The 12,917-nt window shown below is 42.4% G+C and carries 11 protein-coding genes and 1 riboswitch; of the genes, 6 read left to right on the forward strand and 5 right to left on the reverse strand.

Features of this window, described 5'->3' with window-relative positions; all coding sequences use genetic code 11:
* The first annotated feature begins 38 nt into the window (after window positions 1-38).
* Window positions 39-188, forward strand: a complete 150-nt coding sequence (locus tag ACP69X_RS08780) for a hypothetical protein (RefSeq protein ID WP_024425069.1) — start codon at window positions 39-41, stop codon at window positions 186-188.
* Window positions 185-376 carry a DUF3813 domain-containing protein gene (locus ACP69X_RS08785; RefSeq protein ID WP_024425070.1) on the forward strand — a complete coding sequence of 64 codons (192 nt, stop codon included), beginning with the start codon at window positions 185-187 and terminating at the stop codon, window positions 374-376. The genes ACP69X_RS08780 and ACP69X_RS08785 overlap by 4 nt, the downstream gene beginning before the upstream one ends.
* A 50-nt stretch (window positions 377-426) precedes the next feature.
* On the opposite strand, the gene ACP69X_RS08790 is transcribed toward ACP69X_RS08785, so the two are convergent.
* Entirely contained in the window at window positions 427-882 is a 456-nt protein-coding gene (locus tag ACP69X_RS08790; RefSeq protein WP_039177744.1) for a BsuPI-related putative proteinase inhibitor, read from the reverse strand.
* Between the two features lie 14 nt (window positions 883-896).
* Window positions 897-1,739 (reverse strand): YitT family protein, encoded by an 843-nt coding sequence (locus ACP69X_RS08795; protein WP_426052599.1) that lies wholly within the window; start codon window positions 1,737-1,739, stop codon window positions 897-899.
* Between the two features lie 139 nt (window positions 1,740-1,878).
* On the opposite strand from ACP69X_RS08795, the gene ACP69X_RS08800 reads away from it, so the two are divergent.
* A complete protein-coding gene (locus ACP69X_RS08800; RefSeq protein ID WP_426052600.1) occupies window positions 1,879-2,736 on the forward strand; it encodes a DegV family protein in 858 nt (285 codons plus the stop codon).
* Window positions 2,737-2,777: 41 nt separating this feature from the next.
* Here the strand turns inward: ACP69X_RS08800 and ACP69X_RS08805 are convergent, their stop codons facing one another.
* The 3 genes from ACP69X_RS08805 to ACP69X_RS08815 all read right to left on the reverse strand — a co-directional run bounded on the left by ACP69X_RS08805 (window position 2,778) and on the right by ACP69X_RS08815 (window position 6,592).
* A complete protein-coding gene (locus ACP69X_RS08805) occupies window positions 2,778-4,427 on the reverse strand; it encodes a methyl-accepting chemotaxis protein (RefSeq protein ID WP_426052601.1) in 1,650 nt (549 codons plus the stop codon).
* A complete protein-coding gene (locus ACP69X_RS08810) occupies window positions 4,424-5,401 on the reverse strand; it encodes a BMP family lipoprotein (protein ID WP_426052602.1) in 978 nt (325 codons plus the stop codon). Before ACP69X_RS08810 ends, ACP69X_RS08805 begins: the two co-directional genes overlap by 4 nt.
* Before the next feature lie 342 nt (window positions 5,402-5,743).
* Entirely contained in the window at window positions 5,744-6,592 is an 849-nt protein-coding gene (locus tag ACP69X_RS08815) for a CvfB family protein (RefSeq protein WP_041089776.1), read from the reverse strand.
* 225 nt (window positions 6,593-6,817) lie between these two features.
* Between ACP69X_RS08815 and ACP69X_RS08820 the strand changes: the two genes are divergently transcribed.
* From ACP69X_RS08820 to metH, 3 genes are all read left to right on the forward strand, one after another.
* The gene (locus ACP69X_RS08820; RefSeq protein WP_012009527.1) at window positions 6,818-7,309 is read left to right on the forward strand and encodes a YajQ family cyclic di-GMP-binding protein; all 492 of its coding nucleotides are present in this window, start codon (window positions 6,818-6,820) and stop codon (window positions 7,307-7,309) included.
* Between the two features lie 81 nt (window positions 7,310-7,390).
* Window positions 7,391-7,509, forward strand: a riboswitch (SAM riboswitch).
* Window positions 7,510-7,587: 78 nt separating this feature from the next.
* On the forward strand, window positions 7,588-9,429 hold the full coding sequence (locus tag ACP69X_RS08825; protein WP_426052603.1) for a bifunctional homocysteine S-methyltransferase/methylenetetrahydrofolate reductase: 1,842 nt from the start codon (window positions 7,588-7,590) through the stop codon (window positions 9,427-9,429).
* Window positions 9,413-12,841, forward strand: a complete 3,429-nt coding sequence (gene metH / locus ACP69X_RS08830) for a methionine synthase (protein WP_426052604.1) — start codon at window positions 9,413-9,415, stop codon at window positions 12,839-12,841. Before ACP69X_RS08825 ends, metH begins: the two co-directional genes overlap by 17 nt.
* Window positions 12,842-12,917: the final 76 nt, after the last annotated feature.

Below are 12,917 nucleotides of genomic sequence, written 5' to 3' on the forward strand. Positions count from 1 at the left end.
GGTTGTCCTGTCAGCTTGTGTAAAGGGGCGGATTCCGAATGGGTAAAAGAAGCAAATCGAAACGCTTTATACAACAAGGTAAAGATTCAGTCAGTCTTCATGACGCACGTTTTCCTTACCGTTCGACACTTGAAGAAGCGTCAGACAGAGGAAATATGAAGACTGATGCTTCTGGAGGTTCATTGTGAGAAACGAACTTTTTGATCAAGCCAAATCATTTACTGAAGAGGCTCTTACTTCTTCATTTTCATCTGGGTTAGAGCGTCAACAGGCAGTCAAACGAGCGAAAAATGCCGTATCCTCTGCATTTGCCAATTCAACAGATGCAGAAAGAAACCAGCTGCATACCTTCCAAGACTTGCTTGATGATCTCTGACATAAAAAAGCTGTCCACATTTGATGGACAGCTTTTTCTAATTCCCTTGCTTATTTGACTTGGAATGTTTTCTTCTCCGTGATTTGTTTCAGCCCTTCTGCTTTTCCTTTAAACGTTACAACCGCTTCGTATGTTCCGGGCTTTACACCGTTTGACCACGTGTCTTGAAAATCATAGGCCTCGCCTTTTTTCAGCACAAAAGTTTGGATGGCCTGTGTGAACATACGGTCTTTCGAATAGCGATATTGTTCGTTCCCGTTTTCGTCATACACACTGAGCTCGAATTTTTGGCTTGTGTTAAAGGTAAATTCAATATCTCGATCTGATTCATTTTTCAGTGACATGTTAAATTGAACTGAAGAACCTTTCTGGACGGGGTCTACTGTGAGTACAACCGTTTTTTCTCCCATTTGACCGGAAACCTCCTTGTCTGGTTCATCCTTTTTTTGTTGTCCACAAGCGGCTAAAAACAATAGAATGAGAAGAAGTACCAACCCTTTTTTCATCTGCTACCCACCTTTTAATCTCGTCTGAAAAATCCAAGAATATTGGTTGTCTGCACAATATTTGTAAAGGCTTTTGGATCGACTTCTTTAATAATTTGTTCAAGTTCATACAACTCATACCTTGTAATGACGATCACCATCATTTCCTTTTGCTCGTTGGTGAATGCGCCTTTTGCAGGTACAGTCGTAATACCTCTGACCATTTTTCCGTAAATGGCTTCTTTGATTTCATCTGCTTTTTTCGTCACAATCATCGCGGTCAGCTTCTCATGTCTTGTATGGATGGCATCAATGACCCTTGTGGTCACATATAATGTGACAAGGGTATATAATGCTTTCTCCCAACCTTGTAATAATCCTGCTGTAAAAATGATGATTCCATTTAAAATAAAGAAATACGTGCCAACTGGTTTGTCTTTCCATTTTGCTAAAACCATAGCAACGATGTCGAGACCGCCTGTCGATGCCCCGTATTTGAGGGTGATCCCAATCCCTACTGCGGATATGACACCGCCAAACACAGCATTTAATAAAATATCTTGGGAAACACTCGTTTCTGGTAAAATGCCAAGGAAAATGGTCGTCAGTGCAACACTGATGATGCTGTAAAAAGTAAAGGAACGGCCAACTTTCATCCAGCCTAAAATACCGACTGGAATGTTTAAAATAAATAATAGAATCCCTGTTGATACATAAAATGGCGCATATTGATCGATTAAGCTGGATAGCAACTGGGCTACCCCTGTAAAACCGCTCGCATATACGTCAGCTGGGATTAAGAATAAATTCAGTCCAATCGCATTCAGTAATGCACCAATAACGACGACAATGAGTTTTTTTGCTTCTCCAATGAACATGTTGTCATTCCTCCACTTACCATTCTCTCTATGGTTTTCCCTAAAATTTAGAATTTGAACACGAAAAGATGATTTCTATGATATAGTTAGGCTAAAAAGATGTAAAATATGGCTTATTTTTTAGAAAGAAGGGATTTATATGACTGTTCATATCATAGCAGACAGTGCTGCTGATCTGCCTCTTTCTTATTATGATGAACATAACATAACACTCATTCCGCTCCGCGTGTTGCTTGGCGAGCAGGAATTTGAGGATTTGATCACCATTGAACCAAAACAAGTATTTGATGCGATGAGACAAGGAGCCAGTCCAAAAACGTCACAGGCTTCACCAAACCGGATCAAGGAAGCCTTTGTCTCTGCCGCTCAAACCCATACATCTGCCATCTATGTCGCTTTTTCATCAGAGCTTTCAGGTACATATCAGACAGCTATGATGATGGCAAATGAAGTGAAGGAAGAATATCCTGATTTTGATTTACGAATCATTGATTCTAAATGCGCTTCACTCGGCTATGGGCTTGCTGTCAAACACGCTCAATCACTTGCCATTGACGGAAATACAATACAAGAAATTGAAACGTCTGTAAAGCATTTTTGTGAATCTTTACAACATATTTTTACTGTAGACGATTTAACGTATTTAGCAAGAGGCGGAAGGATCAGTAAAGCGTCCGCATTTGTTGGCGGTTTGTTAAGCATTAAACCCATTTTACATGTCGAAGATGGAAAACTCATCCCACTAGAAAAAATCCGCGGACGTAAAAAGCTGCTGAAACGCATTATCGAACTAATGAAAGAACGCGGAACGGATTGGCCTAATCAAACGGTTGGCATTAGTCATGGTGATGATCCTGCACTTGCAGAAGACATGAAACAACTGATTGAAGACGAATTCCACCCTAAAGAAATTGATATTCATATCATCGGCGCCGCTGTTGGGTCCCATTCAGGACCTAGCACGCTTGCGATCTTTTTTACAGGCAAACGATCATAAAAAGCACCCTTCCCTGACACAACACGGGAAGGGTGCTTTTCTTATGAAAGTTTAAATCGCTGGACGGTTTCATTTAACCTTGCCGTCATACTCATCAATTCTTCAACTTGTTTGTTCATTTGATGGAACGATTGCAGCTGTTCATTGGCTGAGGCAGAAATTTCTTCGCTGCCAGCTGCTGTTTCTTCTACTACTGCACTAATATTTTCAATCGAGTGCAGCACTTGTCCGCCAAGTTCTGTTGATTGGATAATTTGGTCATTTAAGATCGCCATTTCTTGTTTAATATGCTGCGCTTTTGTTTCTATATCTTCAAAGGAGTGTGAAGTTTTGTCCATCGCATCCTGCTGCTGAAGTGAAAGCTTGACCCCTTCTTGAACCGTTTGACTAATGGATTGAATGCCTCTTTCAATATGACTGACCATGTCAAAAATTTGTCTTGTTGCATTAGACGATTCATCGGCAAGCTTACGAATTTCATCTGCTACAACGGCAAAACCTTTTCCAGCTTCGCCTGCTCTTGCCGCTTCAATGGCTGCGTTTAAGGAAAGCAAGTTTGTTTGGTCCGCAATGTCAGAAACTGTTTTGGCCATGGCCGAGATTCCGCTGGCATATTGCGTGAATTCTCCTGCTGATTCTTCGATTTGTCTCGTGGCATGTGTATTTTTTTCAATCGCTGATTTTGTTTCTGTTAACGTGTGCTTTCCGCTTTCTACGGCTTCGATCGCATCCTCTGTACTGCGGATGACCGTTTGTGAGCGTTCGGAATTTTTACGTCCATGCTGGTCCATTTTCTCAATCAAGCTGACGCCATGCTGGAGATCTTCTGAAATCGCTTGTGACCCATTGGCCATTTCGTCTGTTGAGACAGATACTTGATTGGCAGATTCCATCATCTTTTTATTTTCATCATTCAGGTGTATCGAGAATGTCTCTACTCGGCTTGAGACATTGCTGATTTCTTTAATCAGACTAATCAGCTGATCTGTCATTTGATTAAAGGATTCATTCAAGCCGCCGATTTCATCCTTACGCTGAATATCCATCCGCTCCACAGCAAGATTGCCTTCTGCAATCTGTTTTGCTCTATAGGAAAGTGATTTGATGGGTGTCACGATGGATCGTGTTAGTCCAATATTCATAAAGACGGCAATGACAATTAGTGTGAGGGCTGAGACGAGTGCACTTGTGATAATCCATTGTACATTGTCTGCTGCAACCTCTAAATTTTGTTTATACGCTTCTTCTGCTCTTTTATTCATCGTATGCACATCGTTTAAAACACCATCAATTCTTGCTGCCACACGTCTTGCATCAGAGGCGTTTTTTTCACCAATGGCATTGTTTGCTTCTTTGGTCCACGTGTCATATTTTGAATTTAACCTTGTTAATGCTTCTTTGTTCATATTTCCTGCATGTTTGTTTAACGTTTGCAGCTGTTTTTTTGCTGTAGAAATATCGTTTTGAACGATCTCCAGCTGTTCATCTGAAAGTGTCATCGAATAATTGGTCATCGCTTGCTCGACACTTTCAAAGCTTGCCTTCGTTTTTTGTACGTTTAATAAGGTTTGGACATCTGTCTCATTTGATGATTGGATCTTTGTCATGCTGACAATGATAAAGGCGATGACGCCAACTGCTAAAAGAAGTGAGATAAGTGAGTTGAGTAAAATTTTGACGCGTAAGCTCATGATGCGCCCCCCTCTTCTTTTAGAAGCGTCTGCTTCAGACCATTTAATTTTTTGGTCAGTGTTTCTGCATTAGTCAGAATTCGGATTTTTACCATATCGATTCCATCATTGCTTAAGTCATAGACAACATGCCCACTTTTAATTTGATTGTTCTTGACGACGTGTTCGCTGAATTGATAGACAACTTCATCGACTTTTTTCACCATAGACGAAATGACCGCTTTTTCAGCAGTATAGTACTGATCGCTGTCAACACCAATGGCATATTTGCCCTGCGATTGCGCTTCTTTTAATACACCAACACCTGAATAACCGGCTGCAGCATATAAAACGTCTGCTTTCTTTTTGATCATATCTTTGGCTATTTTACCACCCTTGCCCGCATCACTAAATGTACCGGCATAGGTGGATAAGATTTTTATTTTTGGATTGACTGATTTGGCGCCTTTTTGAAATCCTTTTTCAAAACGATGAATAACGTCTGCATCAACACCGCCAACAAATCCAATGACATCGCTTTTCGTTGTCATTGCAGCAAGTGCACCTGCTAAATAGCTGCCTTGCTCTTCTTTAAACGTCACAGAGGTCACATTTTTGAGCTCAGATACGGCATCGATCAGAAGGAACTGCTTCTTCGGATATTTCTTTGCGACTTTTTCTAGGTCTTCCTGCATACTGAAACCTACACCGATGATGAGATCATTACCATCTTTTACGAGCTCTGTCAGCCCTTTTTCATATGTATCAGTTTCTGCAATTTCTCTATAATCAAATTCAATGCCAAGCTCATCACGTGCTTTTTCTAATCCTTTAAATGATGAATCGTTAAATGATTGATCACCAAGACCATCATCTGTGAGCATAACGCCAATATGCTTCGCAGTTGATTTTGGCGCTCCCTCCTGTTGATTACCGCATGCGGCGAGCACCATAAGCATGGCTGCCATCAGAAGTAATGAAATCTTCACTTTCATCCAAAAACACACTCCTTTTATCTTCCTTACTCCTTTTTTATCGGATTTGAGGGGCGTTGTTTCAATGATATAGTGAAGGTTTTCATGACTTTTTTCATAGAAAAAATCCATTATTTAAGACAAAAATAAAAAAGTGAGCAAATGCTCACTTTTAGATCATTGACAAAGGGCTAAAATGAACTTTATTTTAGAACTTTGTCTTCTTTTCAGCGTGACCTGAAAACCTTTGCAGTCTAGGAGGGACGAGTACCGGAGCGGAGCGAATTTGACATTCGTGAGCACCGGCACGCAGGACTGACACCGAATGCGAGGGTTTGTCTGCACGCTGAAGTGAGCAAATGCTCACTTTTTCTCGTATGTCCAGCCTTCTTTTTGATAAACGAGATCATTTTTCATGAGATGACCTAGCGCTCGTTTAAAGGCTGCTTTGCTCATTTGAAATCTTTCGCGGATATCCTCTGGGTCACTTTTGTCTCCATAAGGCATAGCGCCATTTCTTGTTCTCATATACGTTAAAATTTCTTCTGCATCGACAGATAATGCATCCTGTTTTCTAGGAAGCAGAGAAACGTTCACGGTTCCATCCTCTTTCACTGCAATGACGCGTCCTGTAACGGTCGATCCTAATCGTGGCTCTTCCTTTCGTTCCGTGCGATGGATAAACCCACGCACGCCTGTATCTGTCAGCATAAAAGAACCTGTGGCAATTAAACGATAGATTGTTCCAGTAATTTCTTTGTTCATTAAGGTTTCTGGTGCCTCAGTAAACAATTCACTGATCACGTCTTCTGTGGCTGGTTTTGCGAACATTCTGCCGTAACTTGTGACTTTCAGCATACAGTAGAGTTTGTCTCCTTTTTTCGGCCATGCTTCCTCAAATGGCGGGAGGTGTTCTGTTGCCACAAGCGCATCCTTTGACAGTCCAACATCGACAAATGCGCCCATGTCTTCTACCACGTCTACAACTTCTACCCAACCATATGTATGTGCGTTAATTGTAGGGATTTTCATTGTGGCAGCGAGTCTTTCTTCATGATCTACATATAAATAGACCTCTACTTCATCTCGGTCATCAAGATCCTCTGTCATTTCACTGCGATGTAAGAGGACCGAATCTTCACCATCTGTCAAAAAGTAGCCGTATTCCATTTCGTTCTCTATTTGCAAGGTCAGTTGCTCACCTGGTCTCATGTTCTCTTCCTTCCTATCTGCCCATAAAAGAGCGTTCGTTCATCTTTTGATTCACTTTATTCTACTATACTTCTCCCCGCATGAACATCTCTAGTTCTGTTAGCTAAAGTGGACAAACTAGACACGATTTATACGGCAGGTGGCTGTACTCTTTGATAAAGTTTTCTTCTTCTCCTATTTGCATGATAAAATAGACGCAATATCTAAATTTGGAGGTCATGTGTGATGGCAAAAGAAAGCTCATTTGACATTGTATCGAAGGTTGAACTGCCTGAGGTGCAAAACGCTGTGCAAGCGGCGCTAAAAGAAATTAAAAACCGTTATGATTTTAAAGGAAGTAAAAGTGACATTTCTCTCGAAAAAGAGGAGCTCGTTCTCATTTCTGATGATGACTTCAAACTTGAGCAGCTAAAAGATGTGCTTGTGACAAAGCTGATCAAACGAAATGTTCCAACTAAAAACATCGATTACGGAAAAACCGAGCATGCCCTAGGGGGTACAGTACGCCAGCGTGCGAAGCTGATCAGCGGGATTGATCAAGACAACGCCAAAAAGATCAACGCACTCATCAAGCAGTCCGGCATCAAAGTGAAATCACAATTCCAGGATGACCAAGTGCGTGTGACAGGGAAAAATAAAGATGATTTACAAGAGGTTATTTCTCTTATGCGTAAGGCTGATTTGCCGATTGATGTCCAATTTATAAATTTTCGATAAATTTCAAATTTTCCATTGATTATTTCTGTATTTTTCGTTACAGTTGATGGAAGTTCAATTCATTGACATGTTCATATTGCTTTCTTATCAAGAGAGGCAGAGGGACTGGCCCTGTGAAGCCTCAGCAACCGGTGTAGTAGAAATCTATTTTCTATGACCAAGGTGCTAAATCCAGCAAGCAACTGCTTGGAAGATAAGGAGAAGAATTACGATACAGCCAAAAAGTCTTCTTCTTATCAGAAGGCTTTTTTTGTTATATAGAAATAAGGAGGAATACAATGGGCCTATTACAAGACTTACAAAATCGCGTACTGATAGCTGATGGAGCGATGGGAACACTTTTATACTCTTACGGCATTGACCGCTGTTTTGAAGAATTAAATTTATCGAAAGCGGATGAAGTGAAACGCGTGCACGAGGCATATGTGCAGGCAGGCGCTGACATCATCCAAACGAACACATACGGTGCGAATTATATTAAACTATCCCGCTACGGCTTAGAGGAAGAAACGAAACGCATCAATACAAAAGCGGTACAAATTGCAAAAGCAGCCGCTGGCTCTGCTTATGTACTCGGAACAATTGGCGGCATTCGAACGTTTAACAAAAATGCCTACTCTATAGAAGAAATCAAACGAAGCTTTAGAGAGCAGCTGTACATCCTATTAAATGAAGAGCCTGATGGGTTATTGCTTGAAACGTATTATGACATAGAAGAAGCAAAGGCTGTTCTCCAAATTGCTCGCAAAGAAACGACTCTCCCGATTGTCATGAACGTCTCTATGCATGAACAAGGCGTTTTGCAAGATGGTACCCCGCTGAAGGATGGTTTATCTGAGTTATCATCTCTTGGCGCAGATGTCGTCGGCATCAACTGCAGGCTGGGCCCTTATCACATGATTCAGGCACTCGAGGGCGTTCCACTTTTAGAAAATTCGCATTTATCTGTCTATCCTAACAGCAGTCTTCCGTCTCTTGAAGAAGGCAGACTCGTCTATGATACAGATAACGATTATTTCCGAAAAAGTGCACTTGAATTTAGAAATCAGGGCGCACGCATTATCGGAGGCTGCTGCGGAACAACACCTCAGCATATTAGCGCAATGGCTGAAGCGGTCAAAGATTTAGCACCGATCACTGAAAAAGAAGTGAAGGTGTTAAAAGAAGAAATCATTTCCATCCAAGATCAGCGCACTGAGCCAGGTCTTGATGAGCTGGCTGTGAAAAAACGATCGATTATCGTAGAGCTCGATCCACCGAAGAAGCTGAACTTCGAAAAATTTCTCGTTGCTGCAAATGAATTAAAGAATGCTGGCATTGATGCGTTGACGTTAGCCGATAATTCTCTTGCGACTCCGCGCATTAGCAATGTCGCTTGCGGCGCATTATTAAAGCAGCAGCTTGATATGCGTTCTCTTGTTCATATCACATGCCGCGACCGTAATTTGATTGGGCTACAATCCCATTTAATGGGGCTCGACACCCTTGGATTAACCGATATTTTAGCGATCACAGGCGATCCATCTAAAATTGGAGACTTCCCAGGTGCAACATCTGTGTATGATTTAACCTCCTTTGATTTGATTCGTCTCATCAAACAATTTAATGAAGGCCTTTCTTTCTCAGGCAAGCCTCTTGGCAAAAAGACCAATTTTTCAGTGGCTGGCGCGTTTAACCCAAATGTGCGTCATATTGATAAAGCGGTCAAACGTCTTGAGAAAAAAATCGAATACGGCGCTGATTATTTTATTTCACAGCCTGTTTATTCTGAAGAACAGCTTGTGAAAATTCATGAGGAAAGCCGCCACTTGGATAAACCAATTTACATCGGCATTATGCCGTTAACAAGCAGCCGAAATGCAGAGTTTATTCATCACGAAATTCCAGGCATCAAATTATCTGATTCTATTCGTGACATTATGGCTAAGGCTGGCGAGGATAAAGAAAAGCAGCGAGCAGAAGGTTTAGCGATTGCCCGCTCTTTATTAGATACAGCCTGCGAATTATTTAATGGCATTTATTTAATTACCCCTTTCCTTCGATCAGATTTAACAGCAGAACTGACCACCTACATCCATCAGAAAGAAAAGGAGTCTAACATCCATGTCAACTATCACTGAACAGCTCAAAAAACGCATCCTCGTCCTTGATGGTGCAATGGGCACAATGATTCAAAACGCCAACCTGACAGCAGAGGACTTTGGCGGAGAAGAGTATGAGGGCTGTAACGAGTATTTGAATGTGACAGCCCCTCACATCATCCGTGCGATCCATAGGGAATACCTCGAAGCAAGTGCCGATCTCATTGAAACAAATACGTTCGGCGCGACAAAGCTCGTCCTTGATGAATATGGGCTTGGCCACCTTGCCTATGAACTCAATATTCGAGCTGCGCAGCTGGCAAAGGCTGAAGCAGACCGTTTCTCCACACCGGATAAGCCACGTTTTGTTGTAGGCGCAATGGGCCCAACAACGAAAACATTGTCTGTAACAGGCGGCACAACCTTCAGTGAGCTCGTCAGAAACTATGAAGAACAGGCCCGCGCTCTAATTGACGGAAAGTGTGATGCCCTTCTTTTAGAAACAAGCCAAGACATGCTGAATGTAAAAGCTGGATTCAAAGGGATTCAGGAAGCCTTTCAGCAGACGGGCATTCAATTACCACTCATGGTATCAGGTACGATTGAACCGATGGGCACCACCCTTGCTGGTCAGGATATCGAAGCCTTTTATATCTCTCTTGAGCATATGAAACCCATCAGTGTGGGCCTGAACTGTGCGACTGGTCCAGAATTTATGACAGACCACATCCGCACGCTCTCCTCCATCGCAAAGTCAGCGGTGAGCTGCTATCCGAATGCTGGTCTCCCAGATGAAGAAGGCCAATATCATGAATCCCCTGCTTCTCTTGCTAAAAAAATCGCCGCCTTTGCTAAGGAAGGCTGGTTAAATATTGTCGGCGGCTGCTGTGGAACGACACCTGCACATATTCAAGCATTGTCAGATGAAGTACGCACGCTTCAGCCGCGTCATATAACTCGAGGATCACCGCAGCATACCGTATCAGGAATTGAGCCCCTTATTTATGAGGATTCAATGCGTCCTCTTTTTGTAGGTGAACGGACCAATGTCATTGGTTCTCGCAAATTCAAACGGCTCATTGCGGAACAAAAGTTTGAAGAAGCAGCAGAAATTGCTCGTGCTCAGTTGAAAAATGGCGCTCACGTCGTTGATGTGTGTCTGGCTGATCCAGACCGTGATGAGGCAGCAGACATGGAAGGCTTTTTACAAGAAGCCATGAAAAAGGTGAAAGCCCCTTTTGTCATTGATTCAACGGATAAACACGTGATTGAAAAGGCACTCACCTATTCTCAAGGGAAAGCCATCATCAATTCTATTAATCTTGAGGACGGCGTGGAACGTTTTGAAGAGATTCTTCCCCTTGTGAAGCTATATGGCGGTGCACTTGTTGTTGGCACAATTGATGAAATAGGAATGGCTGTGACAGCAGAACGAAAGCTTGAAATTGCTGTACGTTCGCATGATTTGTTAACGAAGAAATATGGAATTCCCGCAAGTGACATTATTTTTGATCCGCTTGTCTTTCCCGTAGGCACTGGAGACGAGCAATATATTGGCGCCGCTGAAGAAACGATCAAAGGCATTAAAATGATCAAGGAAACCCTGCCTGAGTGCCTCACCATTTTAGGCATCAGCAACGTATCTTTCGGACTTCCGCCTGTAGGCAGAGAAATCTTAAATGCCGTTTATTTGTATCACTGCGTGCAAGCAGGGCTTGACTATGCCATTGTGAATACAGAAAAGCTTGAACGCTTCGCTTCCATTCCAAAGGAAGAAATCAAACTAGCTGAGACCTTACTTTATGAAACAAATGACCAAACACTGGCTGAATTCACCCAATTTTACCGCGGCAAAAAGAAAACGGAGAAAAAACCAAAGGTCTCCTTATCACTTGATGAAAGGCTGGCGCTCTACGTCGTCGAAGGAACGAAAGAAGGTCTCATCGATGATCTATCCCTTGCATTGGAGCAATATGAATCGCCGCTTCATATTATCAATGGTCCGTTAATGCAGGGAATGGCTGAGGTTGGTCGTCTTTTTAATCAAAACGAACTGATTGTCGCCGAGGTGCTTCAATCGGCAGAGGTCATGAAAGCATCTGTTTCGTTCCTTGAGCAATATATGGAAAAGCAGCATGCGAGCGGGAAAGGAAAGATTCTTCTTGCGACCGTAAAAGGAGATGTCCATGATATCGGGAAAAACCTTGTCGACATCATTTTGAGCAATAACGGCTTTCAAGTGGTCGACCTCGGCATCAAGGTGACACCTCAAACATTGATTGAAGCTGTGCAAAAGGAAAAACCAGATATGATCGGATTATCAGGCTTACTTGTAAAGTCCGCACAGCAAATGGTACTAACCGCTCAGGATTTACAAAAGGTCAATATTTCTGTTCCTATTTTGGTCGGCGGTGCTGCCCTTTCTCGTAAATTTACGAAAATGAAAATTTCGCCTCATTATGATGGACCTGTTCTTTATGCAAAAGATGCCATGGACGGTCTGTCATTAGCCAATGAGTTAAAAGCGAATCCACTGCAATTTCAAACAAAGCCTGAAGAGGAGCCAGCTGCACCTTTCAAGGAGAAAGAAGGAAAGCAGCCGAAAGCTGTCATTGAATTACTAGAAAAACGCGCAGCCCTCCCGCAGGCACCGGTATTTACGCCAGAAGATACCGCACGCCATTATGTGAGGGACATCGATTTGCATCATATTATGCCTTATGTGAATGAACAAATGCTCATTGGTCATCATCTCGGCTTAAAGGGGAAGGTCAAAACCTTATTAGCTGAACAGCACCCAAAGGCATTGGAATTAAAACAGCTTGTCACAGATCTTCTAAACGAAGGCAGAGAGAAAAACTGGTTTGCGCCTGCATTTGTGTATCAATTCTTCCCTGCCAGTTCAGACGTAAATGATTTGCATATTTATGATCCCGAAAAGCCTGACCGCATCATTGAAACGTTCCAATTTCCAAGGCAGGAGAAGCTCCCGAACCGCTCCATTTCTGATTATGTACGGAAAAGTGATGAAAACGAGAAAGATTATATTGCCTTATTCGCCGTCACAGCCGGCGCGCGTATACGTGAAGTCGCGCAGCAATTTAAGCAGGAAGGAGATTATTTAAAAATGCATGCTGTCCAAGCTCTGGCACTTGAGCTTGCAGAAGGATTAGCTGAAAGAACCCACCAAGTGATTCGTGACAAATGGGGCTTCCCTGACCCAGTCGATTTTACAATGGAAAAACGATTCCAAGCGAAATATCAAGGGCAGCGCTATTCCTTTGGTTATCCAGCGTGTCCAAATCTTGAGGACCAAGAAAAGCTGTTCAAGCTGCTTCAGCCTGAAAAAATCGGCATCCACCTGACAGAAGGATTCATGATGGAACCTGAAGCATCTGTTTCAGCGATCGTCGTCTCCCACCCTGAAGCTCGATATTTTAATGTTCATTAAATCTAGAACCTCCGTGATTGGGGGTTCTTTTTTGTCATATAAATGGAATAAATATCAATTTTTACAATAATTCACC

This window comes from Bacillus sp. DC4300-2b2 (assembly GCF_049895685.1).
In the GTDB taxonomy this organism is placed as follows: domain Bacteria; phylum Bacillota; class Bacilli; order Bacillales; family Bacillaceae; genus Bacillus; species Bacillus safensis.

Coding starts and splice junctions, on each gene's coding strand:
- ACP69X_RS08780 (WP_024425069.1), top strand. CDS start 39: ATGGGTAAAAGAAGCAAATCGAAACGCTTTATACAACAAGGTAAAGAT.
- ACP69X_RS08790 (WP_039177744.1), bottom strand. CDS start 882: ATGAAAAAAGGGTTGGTACTTCTTCTCATTCTATTGTTTTTAGCCGCT.
- ACP69X_RS08795 (WP_426052599.1), bottom strand. CDS start 1,739: ATGTTCATTGGAGAAGCAAAAAAACTCATTGTCGTCGTTATTGGTGCA.
- ACP69X_RS08800 (WP_426052600.1), top strand. CDS start 1,879: ATGACTGTTCATATCATAGCAGACAGTGCTGCTGATCTGCCTCTTTCT.
- ACP69X_RS08805 (WP_426052601.1), bottom strand. CDS start 4,427: ATGAGCTTACGCGTCAAAATTTTACTCAACTCACTTATCTCACTTCTT.
- ACP69X_RS08810 (WP_426052602.1), bottom strand. CDS start 5,401: ATGAAAGTGAAGATTTCATTACTTCTGATGGCAGCCATGCTTATGGTG.
- ACP69X_RS08815 (WP_041089776.1), bottom strand. CDS start 6,592: ATGAGACCAGGTGAGCAACTGACCTTGCAAATAGAGAACGAAATGGAA.
- ACP69X_RS08820 (WP_012009527.1), top strand. CDS start 6,818: ATGGCAAAAGAAAGCTCATTTGACATTGTATCGAAGGTTGAACTGCCT.
- ACP69X_RS08825 (WP_426052603.1), top strand. CDS start 7,588: ATGGGCCTATTACAAGACTTACAAAATCGCGTACTGATAGCTGATGGA.
- metH (WP_426052604.1), top strand. CDS start 9,413: ATGTCAACTATCACTGAACAGCTCAAAAAACGCATCCTCGTCCTTGAT.